The organism is Dyadobacter endophyticus (assembly GCF_014641595.1).
GTDB classification, from domain to species: Bacteria; Bacteroidota; Bacteroidia; order Cytophagales; family Spirosomataceae; genus Dyadobacter; species Dyadobacter endophyticus.
The window spans coordinates 1,487,273-1,504,973 of sequence record NZ_BMIA01000001.1; the positions used below are offsets into that span (position 1 = coordinate 1,487,273).

General features: G+C 49.9%; 18 protein-coding genes and 1 tRNA gene. 13 read left to right on the forward strand and 6 right to left on the reverse strand.

What is annotated here, in order from left to right:
* Window positions 1-2: 2 nt before the first annotated feature.
* On the reverse strand, window positions 3-329 hold the full coding sequence (locus tag IEY24_RS06150; RefSeq protein WP_188929682.1) for a nucleoside triphosphate pyrophosphohydrolase family protein: 327 nt from the start codon (window positions 327-329) through the stop codon (window positions 3-5).
* Window positions 330-494: 165 nt separating this feature from the next.
* On the reverse strand, window positions 495-1,073 hold the full coding sequence (locus tag IEY24_RS06155; RefSeq protein WP_188929684.1) for a TetR/AcrR family transcriptional regulator: 579 nt from the start codon (window positions 1,071-1,073) through the stop codon (window positions 495-497).
* A gap of 154 nt (window positions 1,074-1,227) precedes the next feature.
* Here IEY24_RS06155 and IEY24_RS06160 point away from each other — a divergent pair, with 154 nt between their 5' ends.
* The 3 genes from IEY24_RS06160 to IEY24_RS06170 are packed head-to-tail and all read left to right on the forward strand — an operon-like array spanning window position 1,228 to window position 3,734.
* Complete coding sequence (locus IEY24_RS06160) at window positions 1,228-2,049, forward strand: SDR family oxidoreductase (protein ID WP_188929685.1); 822 nt, start codon at window positions 1,228-1,230, stop codon at window positions 2,047-2,049.
* Window positions 2,039-2,785 carry an SDR family oxidoreductase gene (locus tag IEY24_RS06165; protein WP_188929686.1) on the forward strand — a complete coding sequence of 249 codons (747 nt, stop codon included), beginning with the start codon at window positions 2,039-2,041 and terminating at the stop codon, window positions 2,783-2,785. Before IEY24_RS06160 ends, IEY24_RS06165 begins: the two co-directional genes overlap by 11 nt.
* Window positions 2,786-2,840: 55 nt before the next feature.
* A complete protein-coding gene (locus IEY24_RS06170; RefSeq protein ID WP_229221487.1) occupies window positions 2,841-3,734 on the forward strand; it encodes a helix-turn-helix domain-containing protein in 894 nt (297 codons plus the stop codon).
* 94 nt (window positions 3,735-3,828) lie between these two features.
* Here IEY24_RS06170 and IEY24_RS06175 read toward each other — a convergent pair whose 3' ends face one another.
* The 3 genes from IEY24_RS06175 to IEY24_RS06185 all read right to left on the reverse strand — a co-directional run bounded on the left by IEY24_RS06175 (window position 3,829) and on the right by IEY24_RS06185 (window position 6,060).
* Window positions 3,829-4,287, reverse strand: a complete 459-nt coding sequence (locus tag IEY24_RS06175; protein WP_188929688.1) for a nuclear transport factor 2 family protein — start codon at window positions 4,285-4,287, stop codon at window positions 3,829-3,831.
* Between the two features lie 139 nt (window positions 4,288-4,426).
* Window positions 4,427-5,737: a site-specific integrase gene (locus IEY24_RS06180; protein WP_188929689.1), complete on the reverse strand. Its 1,311-nt coding sequence runs from the start codon at window positions 5,735-5,737 to the stop codon at window positions 4,427-4,429.
* Window positions 5,738-5,987: 250 nt separating this feature from the next.
* Window positions 5,988-6,060 (reverse strand) — tRNA-Lys (locus IEY24_RS06185).
* A 469-nt stretch (window positions 6,061-6,529) separates the two neighbouring features.
* Here IEY24_RS06185 and IEY24_RS06190 point away from each other — a divergent pair.
* The 6 genes from IEY24_RS06190 to IEY24_RS06215 all read left to right on the forward strand — a co-directional run bounded on the left by IEY24_RS06190 (window position 6,530) and on the right by IEY24_RS06215 (window position 14,038).
* Window positions 6,530-6,673: a hypothetical protein gene (locus IEY24_RS06190; protein WP_188929690.1), complete on the forward strand. Its 144-nt coding sequence runs from the start codon at window positions 6,530-6,532 to the stop codon at window positions 6,671-6,673.
* A 21-nt stretch (window positions 6,674-6,694) separates the two neighbouring features.
* Window positions 6,695-6,874 carry a hypothetical protein gene (locus tag IEY24_RS06195; protein ID WP_188929691.1) on the forward strand — a complete coding sequence of 60 codons (180 nt, stop codon included), beginning with the start codon at window positions 6,695-6,697 and terminating at the stop codon, window positions 6,872-6,874.
* A gap of 54 nt (window positions 6,875-6,928) precedes the next feature.
* A complete protein-coding gene (locus IEY24_RS06200; RefSeq protein ID WP_188929693.1) occupies window positions 6,929-9,955 on the forward strand; it encodes a sensor histidine kinase in 3,027 nt (1,008 codons plus the stop codon).
* Between the two features lie 3 nt (window positions 9,956-9,958).
* Entirely contained in the window at window positions 9,959-10,765 is an 807-nt protein-coding gene (locus IEY24_RS06205; RefSeq protein ID WP_188929695.1) for a LytR/AlgR family response regulator transcription factor, read from the forward strand.
* A 112-nt stretch (window positions 10,766-10,877) separates the two neighbouring features.
* The gene (locus IEY24_RS06210; RefSeq protein WP_188929697.1) at window positions 10,878-13,298 is read left to right on the forward strand and encodes a TonB-dependent receptor; all 2,421 of its coding nucleotides are present in this window, start codon (window positions 10,878-10,880) and stop codon (window positions 13,296-13,298) included.
* Between the two features lie 155 nt (window positions 13,299-13,453).
* Complete coding sequence (locus IEY24_RS06215; protein ID WP_188929698.1) at window positions 13,454-14,038, forward strand: RNA polymerase sigma factor; 585 nt, start codon at window positions 13,454-13,456, stop codon at window positions 14,036-14,038.
* Between the two features lie 2 nt (window positions 14,039-14,040).
* Here the strand turns inward: IEY24_RS06215 and IEY24_RS06220 are convergent, their stop codons facing one another.
* The gene (locus tag IEY24_RS06220; RefSeq protein ID WP_188929699.1) at window positions 14,041-14,943 is read right to left on the reverse strand and encodes a LysR family transcriptional regulator; all 903 of its coding nucleotides are present in this window, start codon (window positions 14,941-14,943) and stop codon (window positions 14,041-14,043) included.
* 90 nt (window positions 14,944-15,033) lie between these two features.
* Here IEY24_RS06220 and IEY24_RS06225 point away from each other — a divergent pair, with 90 nt between their 5' ends.
* From IEY24_RS06225 to IEY24_RS06240, 4 genes are all read left to right on the forward strand, one after another.
* Window positions 15,034-15,789: an MBL fold metallo-hydrolase gene (locus IEY24_RS06225; protein WP_188929700.1), complete on the forward strand. Its 756-nt coding sequence runs from the start codon at window positions 15,034-15,036 to the stop codon at window positions 15,787-15,789.
* A gap of 66 nt (window positions 15,790-15,855) precedes the next feature.
* On the forward strand, window positions 15,856-16,464 hold the full coding sequence (locus IEY24_RS06230) for an alpha-ketoglutarate-dependent dioxygenase AlkB family protein (RefSeq protein WP_188929702.1): 609 nt from the start codon (window positions 15,856-15,858) through the stop codon (window positions 16,462-16,464).
* A gap of 112 nt (window positions 16,465-16,576) precedes the next feature.
* Window positions 16,577-17,020 carry a hypothetical protein gene (locus tag IEY24_RS06235; RefSeq protein WP_188929703.1) on the forward strand — a complete coding sequence of 148 codons (444 nt, stop codon included), beginning with the start codon at window positions 16,577-16,579 and terminating at the stop codon, window positions 17,018-17,020.
* A gap of 85 nt (window positions 17,021-17,105) precedes the next feature.
* Window positions 17,106-17,645 (forward strand): hypothetical protein, encoded by a 540-nt coding sequence (locus IEY24_RS06240; protein WP_188929704.1) that lies wholly within the window; start codon window positions 17,106-17,108, stop codon window positions 17,643-17,645.
* Window positions 17,646-17,701 lie beyond the last annotated feature (56 nt).

The window sequence follows — 17,701 nt, forward strand, 5'->3', positions numbered from 1 at the left end:
ATTTATTCTTTTAGTAGTTTTTCAGTTCTGGACAGAAAGCCGTCTAGTGCATGCTCAATATCAATTTCCATGCGGTCGGCCAAAATGATCAGCCACCAGATGCATTCGCCAAGCTTGTGTTCCAATTCGCCGGAAGCATTTCCTGCCTTTGGCCAGCGGCCCTGTTGGGACATGACCAGGCGGCCCACCAATCCGACGTCGGTCAGAAAAGCCAGCGCATCCTCTTCCACGGTCCATTCGGAGCCGTGATGCTGCCGCTCCAATTCGTGGTACAATGCGCGTATGGCTTGCGAGCGCGATACCGCATCTTTCATTGTTAATTCTTTCATATTGATCTGTTGGTTTAATTCATTCCTGCACATTCCACGCTGCGATTGACAAAGCTCGTCAACACCAGAATCTCAAATGTGTCCTGATTGGTGAAAGTTGTATCCGCTTTAACCAGATGATTATTTATTATTCTGAAACGATCGTTTCAAATTTTGCCAAAAAAATTAACTGGAAATCTGGGCGATCAGAAATTTGGCCATCTTCTTGACCCTGGCAGCGTCCTGATGTACGATATAAGACTGATGCCAGCCTGTAAATGCATTGAGGATGTAGTCAGCGATCATTTCGGCATCGGTATCTGCGGGCATCTCCTTTTCTTCGATGGCCCGCCTAACAAGTGACAGAAAAAGTGCATAGGTAAGGTCACTTTCATGTTTAAGGATTGCCTGAACATCTTTGTCTGTAACGGCCAACTCGAATGTCGTCTTAATGGCCAGACAGCTGTTGCTGCTGTACAAAATCGAATTGACCGACTCGTTGATGATACTGATCAGCGCTTTCGATGCAGATTTGAATCCTGATGCATGCGTTTGAAGCGCCCCAGCCCGGGCCTGGGTATAATCGTCGATACACCTGATAAAAAGCTGACGTTTGTCGCCAATGGTATTGTAAAGGCTGCTGGGGTTGATCTGCATGGCGTCAGTCAAGTCGCGCATCGATGCGCCATTATAGCCTTTCTTCCAAAAGACTTCCATTGCTTTCCGGATCGCATCCTGCTGATTAAATTCTACCAATCGTGCCATAAGTAAAAGCAAAGATAATGCCATTTCTGAAACAATCGTTTCAGAAATGAAAATAAAGTCGGGCAGTAATTTTGGATACAGATTATACCTGATTGGAAACATGATGCTGCCGGTAACGCCGGAGCTTTGCATCGAACATTTAACCCAATAAAACATGCAAACCATATTCATCACCGGCGCTTCGTCCGGATTGGGCAAAGCAGCCGCCAGGTTGTTTCAAGCCAGGGGCTGGAAAGTCATCGCTACGATGCGTAATCCTGAAAAGGAAACAGAACTTGACCGGTTGGCCAATGTCACACTGTTGCCATTGGATGTGACCGACGCGGCGCAAGTAAAATTGACAATTCAAAAGGCCATCACGTCCGGCGTCGACGTGGTGCTCAACAATGCGGGCTACGGGCTTGTGGGTGGTTTTGAAGGCTATTCGGACGACCAGATCAGAAAACAACTGGAAACGAATTTACTGGGTGTTTTCAGGGTTTCCCAGCCATTTGTAACCTATTTCAGGGAGCAAAATAGGAAAGGCCTGGTTGTTACGGTCACCTCGGCTGCCGGCATTGCGGCCAATCCGCTGGCTTCGGTATACAGCGCCACCAAATTCGCTTTGGAAGGTTGGAGTGAGGCGATGAACTACGAAGTCAACCAGTTCGGCATTCGTTTTAAGACCGTCGCTCCCGGCGCAATGAATACCGACTATGTAGGAAGGTCATTGGCCTTCGTCGCCCATGATGCTTATTCGCCGCTCTGGAACAAGATGATGTCCGGATTCGAGGACGGAAGCACCAACGTGGTTTTCTCCGAACCCTCGGAAATCGCGGAAATTATTTACCAGGCTGCCACCGACGGCAAGCCGCAACTCCGGTATCTGGCAGGCCCAGACGCGGTCAATGCTGCGAGGGAACGCCAGGAAATGGGCCTTCAGGCACATAGCGAACAAATCAGCAAACTTTATCAAATTAACGAAAATGGAAAGTGAAAATCTAAGAGGCAAAGTGGCGGTTATTACAGGGGCCAGCAGCGGTATAGGCGAGGCGATCGCAAGATATCTGGCCACTCAGGGTGTCTGGGTAAGCCTTGGCGCGCGACGGAAGGATAAACTGCAAGCGCTTGAAGAGCAAATCAATTCATCTGGCGGAAGAGCAACCATACAAATTACGGATATCACACAAAAAGATTCGGTCGATGGCCTTATCCGGCATACTTTGAATACATTTGGTCATGTGGATGTGATGATTAACAATGCCGGGGTAATGCTATTGTCGAAGCTGGAAGAGCTGCGCGTTGAAGAATGGGAAGCTATGATTGATACTAACCTGAAGGGAATGCTCTACGGAATAGGCGCTGTCTTGCCGCACTTCAAAAGCAGGATGCAGGGGCAATTCATCAATATTTCTTCCCTGTCCGGGCACCGGGTGGATCCCACGAGTGCGGTGTATTCCGCCACAAAATTTGCCGTCAGGGCATTGTCGGAAGGATTGCGCCAGGAAATCAAGCCCTACAACATTCGCACAACGGTTATTTCTCCGGGTATTATCCAATCTGACCTGACCGGGGGAATCACAGACCCTTTCGCAAGGGAAATGGTCAAGGGAATGGCAGCGATGGCCATTTCGGCAGATGCGATCGCCCATTCGGTGGCACACGCGATTTGCCAGCCAGGCGATGTTGATATCAGTGAAATGATCATCCGACCGACCGCTCAGCCGTATTGAACTAATTTTTTCACCCCGCTTATCACCAGCTATGATCATGGAAAATCCGCCACAAATGATTCAGAGTATATCCGAGCTGCTCCGGATGCTGCATTTGCCCAAGCCCATGCATCCGCTGGTAGCATTGGTTGACTACAAAGACATTCGTGCAGATACCAGTCATCTGGGAATGGGATACGTGCTGAATTTTTATAAGATATCTTTCAAAAAGCATTTTGCGGGCCAAATCCGGTATGGGCAAGGATACTATGATTTTGAGGAGGGAGGCCTTTCATTCACAGCCCCTAACCAGGTCATTGCTGCTGCTGAAGAAGAAAAGGATTACAGTGGTTACACGCTTCTTTTTCACCCCGATTTTATCCGAAACTATACTATTGGAAAGAATATCGTGAAATACGGATTCTTTGCCTATTCGGTAGCGGAAGCCCTGTATTTGTCCGATAAGGAAAAGCAGGTCATATTTTCGGTGTTCGATGCGATTGCGATCGAGCTGGACAACAATATCGACCAGTTCAGTCAGGATGTGCTGGTGACGCAGATAGAGCTGTTACTCAATTATAGCAGCCGCTTCTACAACCGGCAGTTCATCACCCGCAAAGTGGTGCATAATGAACTGATCGTTGAAATGGAATCCTATTTGAATGGATTTTTTAATTCAGAAAAGCCACTATTCGGCGGTCCTCCCACGGTGCAGCAAGTGGCTGCGCACCTGAAAGTTTCGCCGCGCTATCTGAGCGACATGCTACGATCGCTTACTGGCCAGACAACCCAGCAGCATATTCACAACAAACTGATCGATAGGGCGAAGGACATCCTAAGTACGAGCAATCTGACGATCGCGGAAATCGCCTATCAATTGGGGTTCGAGTACCCGCAATCGTTCAATAAGCTCTTTAAAAACAAGACCAGGGTATCGCCGCTCGAATACCGGCAGTCGTTCAACAACTGAATGGCAACCCGAAAAAACATTTTGCGGTCAGGGGCCGAACATGCGTTTGCGAGTCTATCTCGCATTGCATGTCCGGCCCCATTGCCCAATACACTTAAATGCCCGCCAGCACTGCCGGATCGCCTGAGCGCCATACATTGTCGATTGTGACGCGCTGAATGACCCAGACTTCCCGCTCTTTGATTAACTCGACATCATAGCGGTTTTTCATCAGGTAGTGGCGTGAAGGATCGTTCGAAGGCACGTGCTGGGCTTCCACCAGCGCGTCGAGCGTAGCCTTTTGCCCGTCAATGTGCACACGTGGGTTGCTCACGGAATGTGTAGTGTCCACCTGGCCAAGCGAACTTGTCAGCGCCGCCACAATGGTGTCGCGGCCTTGCAATACCGGATATTCAAACCCTGCTTTTTTGCCTGCGGGCCCGAAATCGGATACCGCGTCGGCCGCGAAGGCCGATGCAAGAAGCTCATTGTTGCGCTGGTCCAGACCGGCGGCAAAGCGATACAACGTGTCTACAACGGCTAGTTTGTCTATGGTTTCCTGAAAGATTGTCATGTTAATTTCTTGTATGTTGAAATGAAAAAATTCACATGACAAAGGTCCTTATTGCCTGATGAGAAAAATGGGCTTTTTCAAACGCAAAATCAGCAAAATCAAACGTGCTGGCGACCGGGGCAAATAGTCTTATTGACACCTAAGATGCCTGTCGAAGCTTGCCGGTTTTGGTAAACAACCGATCCCGAACTAGTCCCACGTTTTCACTAATCCGCGATTTTCTTACCCTACAGTAACGCATCGTAGTTCTAATGTTCCGATGGCCAAGCATTTTGCTGACGTCTTCCAAGGGCACACCATTATTCAGCATCATATCAGCAAAAAAATGCCTCGCGTCATGAGTATCTAGCCTCCTTATACTTCCAGTGACATCACGGATGTCGCAGAGATCTGCCAGCTCCTTCAAATACGTATTGTACCTGAAATTACTTTTTACTGGAATCAGCTTATCGTGGGCCACACAGTAGGGATGGCCCTTATACTTCTCAATCAATTCCTCTACAATCGGCAGTATGGGGACCATTTCACCGACCTGTGTTTTTCCTCGTTTGCGCACGAGCCACCTTTCCCTCTTGGAGCCGACAAGCGTAATGCTATCCCTTGTCAGTCCATAGATGTCCTGGTAGGCAAAGCCTGTAAAGCATTGAAAGATGAAAGCGTCGCGCACCTCAGCTAACCTTTCAACGTGCAACTTTTTTCGGTGAATTCTTTCGACCTGCTCGAACTCTAGTGGTATCACTTCAACATCCCCGCCGGAGCATTTAAAACCTTCCATGGGGTTCCTCGTTATGAAGTCCTTTTTGACGCCGATTTTAACTATCTGCCTGGTCCATTTCACATCCTTGCGAGCAGATACCTCCGCGAGCGGTTTGAGCTTGTGGAGCGTCAGGTATTCGTAGAGTTCTTCGGCAAACAGACCAGATAACTCTGAAAAATTCAGGTCAGATGCTTTGTACTGAAACTGGATGAAAGATGTAACGTGTCTTTTAAGTTTGCGCCAGTGCCGCAGTGTGTTGTCTGAACGCATCCCGCGCTGGACCATCAGTTCAAATTTCTCGATGTGCTCGTCGAATGCTTGAAGTAGGGTCTGCTGCTTCTTCAATCCTGGCTGGGGAGCATTGTCTTTGTCTTCAACCGGTTTGCCTTTGAAGACATTTTTAAGCATCGTCGGCGTGATGCATTCAAACTGCGATTGCAGCACCATGAACTGGGAAGTGAGCGAAGTACGCGCCTGATCGATGGCAATGTTGATCAGTTTAGCTTCCATACCTGAGGCAGTGATTTTTTTGGTTTGGTTGCACCAGTCATCGGGGTGCACTTTTTTGCCTAGCGAGATTTCCTCATCGAGGCCATCGATTGTAATCCGCACATAAATCGGCGCTTTGCCGTCTTTGGTTGCTTTGGCTTTGAATAGCCAGAAGAGGATCGAAAGTTTCTGATTGCTTTTCATCCTTCACATTTTTAAGTGATCTAATGTTCCCTGTGGGGACTTCCCGCAGGCGACGCATCGATTTCCTCAAAACCACATCACACAAGCTATTTTCGGAAATTCGGTTACCTAATTTAGAAAATCATATAGGTAACCGAAACGGTAACCGAATCGGATAGGTTACTTTGATCAGGAATGACTCAAAAATTTTGGAACAAGCTGATTTTCAGAACAATTTAAAACAGAAAAGCGCCCTTTGAGGCGCTTTCAGTGATCCCGCTGGGATTCGAACCCAGGACCCATACATTAAAAGTGTATTGCTCTACCAGCTGAGCTACGGAATCATTCCGATGTTGGTGCTTCGAAAAACTTGGCGTTTCGGGCTTGCTGATGCACTTCATAGGAAGTTAACAATCAGTGTCGCTGCTGGCGTTTTTTGTTTTTCGTTTCGCCGTATCGTGGTGCAAAAGTACAATTGGGATTTTACCAAACAAATTTTGAGAGCACTATTTTTTGGGCTCAAATGCAGGAAATTTCGCAATGGGCTCAGATTTAGAAATTTAAACGTCTAAAAAAATTTAAATTTTTTTGATTTCATATCCCGATAATATGCAGACTCTAGGTAGGCGATGGGCCGTGGGAGGGACATAATGTTCGCAGAGCGGAAGAAAAGCCGCGATGATGTGTTGTTCCGGATATCAGATGTTTTCCGCCAGCTATGTGGATAGGGGCGCCAGATTTGAACCCATAAACATTTGCGCGGCGTTTATGGCGATTTTTAGGATATCAATCAATCAAATCAACAGCAGGCGTATGGAAAGAGGCGGTAACCCGGTAAAAAAAGAGGGGAGGAGGTTGGCGAAAGGGGAGATCAGGAAATTCTTTGACCGGGAGTTCGACTGGATTGCATTATTGCTGATCACGGTAATCATCCTGCTGAGCCTCGTATTTTTCTGAACGCCGGTCGCACATGCGCTTATGAAGACACTTTTAGGTTACCTTACTTTTGCAGCTTTGCTCGCGCTCTGTTATGTCGAAAAAATAAACGCCGAGGCTGCGAAAAGCCGGGCCCGCGGAAGACCTGCCCGGCATCATGCGCAGCGTCGCGGACCGGTTTGGGTGGGGCAGCATCTTACCGTCGTACAATTGAAGCAGTAAGAAGCCCGGCTGTTGCGCTTAAAGATATTATTTGCTCAGCTTTCCTGAACCCGCATGCGGATTACCGGTCTTTTGATCCTCATTTTCTTGCTCAGCCGGAGCGTCTGTGCACAGATGCCCGTTCTTACGCTCGAACATCTTACCACAAAGGAAGGGTTGCCTTCAAACGACGTCTGGTGCCTCAATAAGGATCGCCGGGGGTTTCTGTGGATCGGTACCGGGCGTAACCTTTGCAGGTACGATGGTTATTCGTTCCTGCGCCTGGACAGTCTGCAACTCGGATATTGCTCGGGCGTGTCGGCCGATTCCAAAGGCGATTTGTACACGTCGGTGGACACCCGCGGCATTGCCCGAATCGATCGCAACACGATGGAAGTGACCACATTGGTGCAGAATAATTATGACGACCAGGACACGGGTAACGACCTTCACGAGCAGGGAACGGTGGACTCATATGATCAGATGTGGGTTTGTGATTATACTTCCGTGCAGCGATACGATATAGCCAAAAAGAAGCTTTTCCGCTATACTTTTGCCGCTTCCGGTGACGGCGATGTGTACCAGTATGCCAGCTTCTTCGAAGACCGCCAACGTGTATTGTGGATCGTTTCGGAATTGGGGCTTTATTATTATGACCGTAAAGCGGATAAGCTGGTGTGTGTGCTGGGGCCGGCATCGATTTATTCTGAAAACCGCGTCAGTATCCGCCTGAGCCGTGGTTCCCAGGACGACGCGGGTAATTTATGGATCGGGGGCTATGAATATGGTTTAATAAAATATTCGCCTTCCGATCACAGCTTTTCGATACGGAAGGCTGGCTTTGAGCAGAATGATGTCGTTTGCGCCCGGGAATCCCGTGATGAGAACGGCCGTAAACTGATTTTTGTCGGAACGAATGACGGCGTTAGTGTCTATTACCCCGAGCGGAACGAGCTGTACCATCTTCCCGAATTTTATAATAAAGGCATTCGCATCAAGGATATGTACGACGACGATACCAATGGGATTCTGTGGATAGGTACGAGCGACGGCATATTCAAATACCGTTATCGGAATATAGGGGTTCGCACGGTGGCGATACCAGCCGACGTGGTACGCCAGCCCGTGCAGGTATCGAGCATCCAGCCTGCCGAGGGCGGTGGTTACTGGCTCGGCCTTTCGCATTCAGGAGTGCTGCATTGGCTGCCTTCCGCGAACCGGTTCAAACTTTACCGCTTCGATCAGGAAGAGGCTTTCACCAACAAAGTCAGGACGATCGGCGGAAAGGCGTTTGTGTTTACCGAGAAAGGGGTTTTTACAGGTGATGTCAATTCGGGTCGCTTCCGCCCCTGGCATTCAGGAACGGTGCCCTCCCGAAACGTCGATTTCAGGGATGGGCTGCTGGATCGCAAAGGCCGTTTGTGGATCGCGAACCTGAATGAAGGACTCAAAGTATTCGACCCGGTTACCAACAAGGAGCTGCATCTGTGGGCGCCCGAAGAGGGACGGAAACTGGTGCACCAGAATTATGTCAAGGGCATCCGTGAAACACCCGACGGGAGAATCTGGATTGCCGCCTGCTCGCGTGGTTTGTTCTTTTTTGATGAAAAGAAAGCTGCATTTACAAATATTCAGGAGCTGGCGGTGAATAAGGGCCGGCGGTTGGGAGGCGATTGCATCAACGGTATTCAGGTGGCACCCGATGGTTCCATTCTGGTGGCCAGCTGGGGTGGCGTTTCCAAGATAGCGCCCAATGGTATGATCAGGCAGTCGTTCGATTTCAAGTCGGGTACTTTAATGGATACCTATTGTGCAGATATCGCAGAGACGCCAGACGGCCGGTTCTGGTTCAGTACCAATGAGGCTATTCATGTCGCAGATCCGAAAACGCGCTCGGTTCGCTATCTTACGACTATCGATGGCCTCCGCAGCAACGCGCCGGTGGGTTTTTATTACAATGCACCCGGTGAATTGTTGCTGGGGTATATCAATACTTTGAATATACTCGATATGAAACAGCTCGGGGGGAGCGTGCGGTCGCCGGGGATCGCGCTGGCTTCCGTGGAGGTAAAGGGGAAAAAGCTTTTTCAGGATACGGCAAACAAAATCGTGCTTCAACCCGACGAAAACTCTGTCAATTTCAGTTTCACCACACTGAATTTCGAACCGGCGTCGCAAAATCGGTTCAGCTATCAGCTCGAAGGTTATAACGACGATTGGACGGACATCGGCAACGAGCATACCGTTTCATTCGCGAATTTGCCCGCTAGCACCTATACGTTGCGCGTGCGCAGCAGCAACGCGTCTGGTAATGCAAGCAAGGAACCGTTGGTGATCCAGCTAACGATCCGGCCTTACTTTACCAATACGTGGTTTTTCAGGGTGATTATCGGCCTCACGATCGCCGGGTTGATCGTCGCCATGATGCGATGGCGGGTGGATACCCTCGCGGAGCGGAACCGGCTCGACCTGCAAATCACCGAATGGAGGCTCAAAGCATTGCAGTCGCAAATGAACCCGCATTTCCTGTTCAACTCGCTCAATTCGGTGCAGAATTACCTGCTCACTAACAGGGGGGTCGAGGGGGCAAAGTACCTCTCCAAGTTTTCCAAACTCGTGCGGCGTATTATGGAAAATTCAAACCACCAGTATTTGTCGTTCGAGAAGATCATCGACACGCTGCGGATGTATGTCGAGATCGAGTCTTTCCGGTTCAATCACGAGTTTACCTATACTTTTGAAATAGAAGAAAATGACGTGCTCCTCGATGCTCTGCTGCCGCCCATGCTGTTGCAGCCGTACGTGGAGAATGCGATCTGGCACGGGCTGATGCCCAAGGAAGGCGAGAAAAAACTGACGATCACGGCACGTTTGAGCGACCGCCACATTATTTGTACGATCGGCGACAATGGGGTCGGGCGGGACTTTTCACCTCGGACGGAAGGGCACATTTCGAGGGGGCAGGAAATGACGCGGGGCATATTCGAAGCATTGCGGCAGAAGGACAGCGAAGCCCGCATTGAAATGATCGATCTTTTTGATGACCAAAACAAACCGGCCGGAACGCTGGTCAAAATGATAATCCCGATTGAAAACGTATAAGCTATGAGCCAATCTTTACGCGCAGTCATTATCGACGACGAAACCAATGCCAGGGAGGCGCTCACCAATCTGATCCGGATCGTGAGCCCGGAAGTCGAAGTTTGCGGCGAAGCGCGGAACGCCGATTCTGGTATCGAACTGATTCGGAAGCAACGGCCTAACCTGATATTCCTGGACATTCAAATGCCCGGCAAAAGCGGTTTCGATCTCCTTTCCAGCTTCGAAAAGGTCAATTTTGGGGTCATTTTTACCACTGCATACCAGGAATATGCCATACGGGCATTCCGTTTCAGTGCCATCGATTACCTGCTTAAACCCATTGACCCGGACGAACTCCAAACGGCCGTCTCGAAGTTCCGGGACAGGGTAGGGAGCGTGAACCCCCAGCAATTACAGATTTTGCAGGAGCAGCTGGACCCGGTTCGTGCGCCGAGACTGGTCGCGCGCAAACGTAATGACAATCAGCGCATCGCATTGCCTACCGCCGAGGGTATCCATTTTGTGCAAATGACTGATATTATCCAATGCGAGTCGCTCGGTTCCTACACCAAATTCCACCTCGTGAAAGGCCCGGCGATCGTCGTCTCGCGCCTTTTGAAAGAATATGAGGAGATCCTTGATAACTACTATTTCTTCCGCGTACATCAATCCAACATCATCAACCTCGAACACATTAAGCGGTATGTCAAAGGCGACGGCGGGCAGGTATGGATGAGCGACAACACCGAAATCGAAGTTTCGCGGCGCCGCAAGGACGAGTTTCTTTTACTCTTGTCTGATTTTTACGTGAATTCGGGTAAGCTGAAATAACATCTCCGACTTCCGCGTCGCGAAGCGGGCGAAATAAGCCAAGTTCTTTGCTATATTTTATTGTTTAGATTTAGTTTAAATAATATTTTTGAACCAAATCTAACATAACGGTATGACAAAAAAGCTATTTCTACTCGCATTAATATTCTATTTCGTTGTTACAAAGGTATTTGCGCAAAACGGTACGATCAGTGGATCGGTGCGCACTTCCGATGGCGAGCCGGTGGAGCTCGTTACTGTGAGCGTGAAGGGTACTGCCAAAGGCGCATTGACCGACCGGAACGGTAAATACCAGATCAGGAATATTCAACCCGGCTTGCTCCAACTGGTGGCATCTTTCATCGGTCTGGAAAAACAGGAACGGACGATCGAAGTGGCGGCCGGCAGCACTACTTCGCTGGATTTTACCCTCAAAGAAAACTCGGCCCAGTTGCAGGAGGTGATCGTTTCGGCCCGCAACCTGAACCGTGAGAATGTGATCGTAGCCAAAATCTCCTTGAAAAAGCTGGAAAACCCGCAGGTTTATAACACGGTTTCATCGGAAATCATGAAGCAGCAGGGCATTACCAACTACGACGACGCCCTTCGCAATGTACCGGGCATCTCGCGTACCTGGGAGTCGACAGGCAGGGCAGGGGATGGGGCCTCCTATTTCGCATTGCGTGGTTTCGATGCGCAGCCGACGCTTTACAACGGCCTTCCCGGCCTCACGAGCGGTAACCTCGACCCGGCGAACGTGGAGGAAATCCAGGTGATCAAAGGGCCTTCAAGTACGCTTTTCGGCGGTGCGTTTTATAGCTACGGCGGTATGATCAATACGATTACCAAAAAGCCTTACCACCAGTTTGGCGGCGAGATCGGCTATAATGCAGGCAGTTTCGGGTTGAACCGCGTCACAGCGGACATCAATGCTCCGTTGAGCAAGGCCGACAAGATTGCATTGCGCGTCAACACGGCTTATCATTCCGAAAACAGCTTTCAGGATGCGGGTTTCAAGAAATCGTTCTTCATCGCACCTTCGCTGATGTATGAAGTGAACGACCGCCTGTCGCTGCATTTTCTGACCGAAATCCTGGAAGAGGAAAGGGCCGTTGCGCCGGTATTCTTCCATTCTGACCGTTTCAGCCCGCTTCCATTCAAAAATCTGAAAGAATTAAACCTGAACCCGCGCCTTTCATTCACTTCGAACGACCTCACGATTCGTAACCCACGTTTCAATTTGCAGGCGCAGGCAGTTTATAAACTATCGGATCAATGGACGTCGCAGACGGTTTTTTCCAGAGGAACTGTGAAATCCAATGGTATTTACACCTACATCTGGGACGATGTGTCGGGGGATAACTGGTTCAGTCAGTATTTCCACAAAGAGCAGCAAACGACCAATACTACCGATATCCAACAGAATTTCAACGGCGATTTCAAGATCGGCAACATGCGTAACCGCCTGCTGGTAGGGGTTGATTATTTCAGAAGAAATGTCATCGATAATGGCTCAGGCTGGGCTTCGGCGCGCAACGTGTCACCACAGGGCGATGTAAATTATGTGGACCCCTACTCGGGCGACACGCTCGCTCCCGTGTACCTCACGCAGGCGTCGATCGATAACCTGCTCGCCGGCCTGGAAAACAGCGCGAGCAATATTACCAGCAGTTCATTCGGTGCATATGCTTCCAATGTGCTCAATATCACGCCAGGATTGAGCGCCATGGTGAGTCTCCGCGCCGACTATTTCGATTCGAAAGGCGAGAAGAGCACTTCCGACGATGACTTCGACCAATGGGCGCTGTCGCCGAAGTTTGGGATCGTGTACCAGCCGGTGCCCGACAAAGTTTCGATTTTTGCGAATTATATGAATGCCTTCATCAACGTCGCCCCGCGGCAGGTAACCGATGTCGACGGCAGCAACCCGCGCGTCAAATCGTTCCGGCCCGAGCATGCCGACCAGTGGGAATATGGTATCAAAACCAACCTTTTCTCCGACAAACTGGCCGCCACGCTTTCGGTGTACGATATTAAGGTGTCTGATCGCGTAATGCCCAGTCCTGCCAATATCCGTGATTACACCCAGGGCGGAAAAGTGGGCAGCAAAGGTTTCGAAATCGACCTGGTGGCCAATCCGGCGACTGGCCTGAATCTTATCGCAGGTTTCAGCCACAACAGAACGAAGGTGATCTCGGGCGATCCCGAAGATTTTTACAGCGAACCCGGCCGTGCGATCGGTGGACAGGGGCCGCAAAACCTTGCCAACTTCTGGGCTACTTACCGGATCAGCAGCGGTACCCTCAAAAACGCCGGTTTCGGCCTTGGCGGAAATTATGCGGGCGAATATAAAGTGATCGATAACAGCAAGACCGGCGTTTTTATACTCCCAAGCTACACTTTGCTCAATGCGAGCGTGTTCTACAATGCAACTCATTTCCGAATTTCATTGAACGTCAACAACCTCACTAGCAAAGAGTATTACATAGGTTACTGGTCGGTAAACCCACAGAAGCCCAGAAACTCAACATTGAGCGTAGCATATAAATTTTAGTTGAATGAATTGATTTTTTAAGGCCGGAAGCAGCGTTTTGCTTTCCGGCCTTGTTTTTTTGCAATTTTTTTGATCCAAGCTGATAAGGTTGGATGGCCTAGGGTATAAACGGACAAAGATCATCAGTCAGTCACTACCCAACTCCGTTTCAGCACATGAAGTCTTCTATTAAAAAAAACTATTGCACGCTGACAGACCTCGTCAGAGCTTGCCAGAATCATGATCCGCGTGCACAGACGCTATTCTATAACCGGTTCCGGACCGAGCTCATGCGCATTTGCGCGCGCTTCGCCAGAACGCGTATGGAGGCGGAGGACATTTATCAGGAATCGTTCGTGAAAATTTTCAGGCATCTTCATGACGTGCAAAACATTGAATCGATAGAATCCTGGATGCGCGCCGTCGTTACCCGCACGGCCATCAACTACTACCACCGCACCACCAAGAAAGAAGCGATGAACCATTCGATGGACATGTCGCCCATGGATTTCGAATCCAATGACCATAACTGCATTATCGATATGCTGGGCCTCGGGATCGTCAACGATATGATCGCCCAATTGCCAGAGGGGTACAAAAGGATCGTGAACCTGCACCTGATCGACGGCTATTCGCACATTGAAATCGCCCAGGCACTGCGCATTACCGATAGTACTTCGCGCTCGCAGTTGCTGCGCGGGCGAAACCTTCTCATGAAAAAATTGAAAAAGCAGGGAATTTCGGGCTACGAAATCCCTTGAATTCAGGCGGCAGCCGGATTTTCGGTTCCTAACAATGCAGCTTGTATCCTGCCTACGAGGCCGGCTAGCGGCTCGCTCCGGTCCTTGTGCGTGCAAGCGTACCAGTGACGTGTACCGATTTCGGAACGGAAAGGCAGGGTCGTGAGTCCGCCTGTGCTCAGGTATTGGCGGGCGGCCCATTCGGCCATCACTGTAATTCCCATCCCGAACCTGACCATTTCCACAATGGCCTCGGTCATGGGAATGTGGATGACTTTTTTAGGGGAAAGATTCGATACCAGGTCGGGCGAAAGCAAGTTATTGCTGCTGCTGATCTGAAATGCCACCAGGGTTTCGGAATGCATGTCTGAGAATTCCAGCGGGGTATTACGCAACGCAAGCGGGTGCTTATCCGAAAGCAGCGCTACCATCCTGTCTTCAAAAAGCGGTTCGAAATGCAGGCTGCAATTGCCATTGGTGCCATTCACGAGCGCGAGTTCCAACTTGCCGGCTTCGAGGTATTCCATAGGGCGCCGGGTCGCTTCGGCCACGATCTGGATGTCGGTGCCGGGGTAATCCTCTTGAAAACCGGTCAGCAGCCGGGGCAGCCAGTGGTAGCACGTATAGCATTCGGTACTGATGCGGATCGTTTGCTTTTTGCCTTCGCGCATTTCTTTCAGTTCTGCTTCCAGCTCTCGGATCACCGGGAGCACCTTTTGCGAGCTCGTCACCACGCGCTGGCCGGCCTCGTTTAGCACCAGCTTCTTACCGATCCTGTTGAAGAGCCTCACGCCGCTGGCAGCTTCCAGGTCGCGGATCTGGTGGCTCAGCGCGGACTGCGTGAGGTTGAGCTTCTCGGCGGCCCTGGTTACCGACCCTTCACTCGTGATCTTCTCAATAATATAAAGGTGCTGGAGTGTTAACATGAGTATTATTCATTGTTTCTATAAAAATAAATCATTTTTCTCATATATCTAAATCTGATACTTTTGTCATGTACTAAAAATCAATAGCACATGAAACTTCACAGATTATCCTGGGCCGGACTAAAAATTGAATCTAACGGACAGATATTACTCATAGATGCCGTACAGAACTACCAGCGCGGCGCCTCGATCGGACCCGAAAATCCTGTTCAATTTGCACAAAATACCCGGGCATACGTGGTACTGATCACGCATTTACATTCCGACCATTACGATCCCGAAGCGATCCGCTCGGTGCTGAAACCGGAAGGCACTTTTGTCGTCTCCGAGCAGATCGCCGCCGAGGTACGCAACGACGGTTTTGCCCCCCTGGCGCTCGCGCTGAACACGCCGCGTCAGATCGGTAATTTTACGGTCACGGCAGTATTTGCCATGGACGGTGTAGGCGACAAGCAAGTTTCGTGGGTGATCGAAGCCGACGGCCAACGCATTCTGCATGGTGGCGACACGATGTGGCATAACCAGTTCTGGCAACTCGGTAAAACGTGGCAGCATTTCGATGCCGTGTTCCTGCCGGTGAACGGCGCGGTAGTGAATATCCCGCGTGTGGTGCCCAGCCCGGTACCAATTACGCTTACGCCTATTCAGGCGGTCACCGTCACGCGTCTGTTGAATGCGGATGTGCTGGTGCCCATTCATTATGGTTTTCATAGGGACGGCATGTACCATCAGTTCCCGCAAATGGAGGAGGACCTGGGCCGCGAAGCCAAATTACAAAATGTAAAAGTACAATGGGTGGAACCGGGAAGTCGGGTTGCATTGCCGGTTACCGAGGAGCTCGTATAGTAGGGCGCGTAGACTTTTTTGTCATATTTGTTGTTATGCCCCGGAACACAACCATCAGCAAACTGCATGAAACAATTAAGTCTGTTTGGCTCACAGGAGGCATTGCAATTTCCAGAGGATCTGCTCGAATATTATCCAGGCTTCGTACCAGCGACTGAATGCGCCGGGCTCATCCGGCAATGGATTGCCGACGTGCCATGGCGGCAGCAGGTCATGCAAATGTACGGCAAGGAGGTAACCGCGCCGAGGCTCATGGCCTGGTTTGGCGATACCGATAAATCGTATACGTTTTCCGGAACCAGGTTTGAGCCATACGCATGGACGCACGAACTCGCCGATCTTAAACAACGGATTGAGCAGAAGACTGGCTTCGCATTCAATAGCGTTTTGCTCAACTACTACCGGGACGGCAACGATTCAGTGGCCTGGCACGGCGATAACGAGCAGGAACTGGGCAGGAATCCTGTGATCGCGTCGGTCAGTTTGGGGCAGGAGCGGCGATTCGAGTTCAGGTACCGGTCCGACCACGCCCGGAAATATGGCCTGACATTGGAAAACGGCTCGCTGCTTATCATGAAAGGCGACTTGCAGCACACCTGGGAGCACCGGATTCCCAAGTCTAAAACGCAAAACGGGCCGAGAATCAATCTGACCTTCAGGACGATCGGCAGGTAGTGGCGCAGCTTTTAGCTAAATGCGTTGTTTTGGTTACAAAATTTACATGCTGTTCCAACGAAAGTGGATATCGGAGCATCTAAGTAACTGAAACAAATTTAATTCTTAGCCCATGAAAACTACCCGCTTACTCCTTTCGCTGATGCTGCTTTGGACGGTAATAGCCTGTACAAATGACCCCTCCGAGCCGCTGGACGATACAGCGAAAAGGGCGTTGAAAGAAAATAACGGCCTGGTCGGCAAATGGAAGATTGTAGAATACCTGGCTGATCCCGGCGATGGCAGCGGAACCTACCACGAAGTGAAGAGCGAGCTTGCGCATACCATCGAATTTAAGGAGAATGGTGAATTTGTGGAGAAGAAAGCAGTGGGGCAATCGTCGGTGCCTTTGTTCAACGCTTACAAGGTGCTCGACGACAAACGGATCGAGCTGATCCCGATCGATAAAACTTCGCCTTCGCATATCTGGTACTATTCAGATCTGTCGGCAAGTAAGGTTACCCTCGGTTATGGCTGTATCGAAGCGTGCTCCGGCAAATATGTGGCCGTGGAATAACCAGGTAACAACCATTTAGCGGTCTGGTTTGTCATGGTATCAGCTTGTTGAAATTAGCTAACTTTAACGACAAGCCGATAACGTCATGAAAACCAGATCGTTTTTATTCGCTCTTTGCATAATTGCCGGCGCATTGCTGCTGCCGGGCTGTTCAGGGGAGGAATTTCCTGTTCCCGACGACCAGGAGATCTTTTTTGAAGTTAATTACGTGAACTACGCCTGGGGTTTTCAGAACGACGGTTTGCTGATCGACAAAATGGGCCGGGTGAGAACATTTGACAAGCCGAATGACTGGAAATTCGCGTCGTCGGGGTCACTTACTGCGGCTGAAATGGATGAACGACTGGCAAAAACAACCGTTTCAAAATATACGGTACCCGCAAATGAGCTGGCCCGGTATGTCAAAAAAATGGAGCGCGTAAGCGACAAGGATTTTACTGAGCTGTCGAACAGAGGTGCCGACATGGGGGCAAGTGCATATTATGTCTACCGGTATGATTCAGGCTCGAAGACCTATCATGCTGTACTACTTCAAAGCGTTGGCGATAATGATATTTATAACAAGGATTCCGATGCAAAGGAGATAGCAGAATGGCTTGTCAAAGTGCGGTTGGAAAGTCGATAGTAATGACGATCGTTCAACCAGCTAAAATGATTAACTTTATGTCAATCAGCTATTTC

Excerpts from the sequence above, each read along its gene's own strand:
- IEY24_RS06150 (WP_188929682.1), bottom strand. The coding sequence starts at position 329 with ATGAAAGAATTAACAATGAAAGATGCGGTATCGCGCTCGCAAGCCATA.
- IEY24_RS06155 (WP_188929684.1), bottom strand. The coding sequence starts at position 1,073 with ATGGCACGATTGGTAGAATTTAATCAGCAGGATGCGATCCGGAAAGCA.
- IEY24_RS06160 (WP_188929685.1), top strand. The coding sequence starts at position 1,228 with ATGCAAACCATATTCATCACCGGCGCTTCGTCCGGATTGGGCAAAGCA.
- IEY24_RS06165 (WP_188929686.1), top strand. The coding sequence starts at position 2,039 with ATGGAAAGTGAAAATCTAAGAGGCAAAGTGGCGGTTATTACAGGGGCC.
- IEY24_RS06170 (WP_229221487.1), top strand. The coding sequence starts at position 2,841 with ATGATTCAGAGTATATCCGAGCTGCTCCGGATGCTGCATTTGCCCAAG.
- IEY24_RS06175 (WP_188929688.1), bottom strand. The coding sequence starts at position 4,287 with ATGACAATCTTTCAGGAAACCATAGACAAACTAGCCGTTGTAGACACG.
- IEY24_RS06180 (WP_188929689.1), bottom strand. The coding sequence starts at position 5,737 with ATGAAAAGCAATCAGAAACTTTCGATCCTCTTCTGGCTATTCAAAGCC.
- IEY24_RS06190 (WP_188929690.1), top strand. The coding sequence starts at position 6,530 with ATGGAAAGAGGCGGTAACCCGGTAAAAAAAGAGGGGAGGAGGTTGGCG.
- IEY24_RS06195 (WP_188929691.1), top strand. The coding sequence starts at position 6,695 with ATGAAGACACTTTTAGGTTACCTTACTTTTGCAGCTTTGCTCGCGCTC.
- IEY24_RS06200 (WP_188929693.1), top strand. The coding sequence starts at position 6,929 with ATGCGGATTACCGGTCTTTTGATCCTCATTTTCTTGCTCAGCCGGAGC.
- IEY24_RS06205 (WP_188929695.1), top strand. The coding sequence starts at position 9,959 with ATGAGCCAATCTTTACGCGCAGTCATTATCGACGACGAAACCAATGCC.
- IEY24_RS06210 (WP_188929697.1), top strand. The coding sequence starts at position 10,878 with ATGACAAAAAAGCTATTTCTACTCGCATTAATATTCTATTTCGTTGTT.
- IEY24_RS06215 (WP_188929698.1), top strand. The coding sequence starts at position 13,454 with ATGAAGTCTTCTATTAAAAAAAACTATTGCACGCTGACAGACCTCGTC.
- IEY24_RS06220 (WP_188929699.1), bottom strand. The coding sequence starts at position 14,943 with ATGTTAACACTCCAGCACCTTTATATTATTGAGAAGATCACGAGTGAA.
- IEY24_RS06225 (WP_188929700.1), top strand. The coding sequence starts at position 15,034 with ATGAAACTTCACAGATTATCCTGGGCCGGACTAAAAATTGAATCTAAC.
- IEY24_RS06230 (WP_188929702.1), top strand. The coding sequence starts at position 15,856 with ATGAAACAATTAAGTCTGTTTGGCTCACAGGAGGCATTGCAATTTCCA.
- IEY24_RS06235 (WP_188929703.1), top strand. The coding sequence starts at position 16,577 with ATGAAAACTACCCGCTTACTCCTTTCGCTGATGCTGCTTTGGACGGTA.
- IEY24_RS06240 (WP_188929704.1), top strand. The coding sequence starts at position 17,106 with ATGAAAACCAGATCGTTTTTATTCGCTCTTTGCATAATTGCCGGCGCA.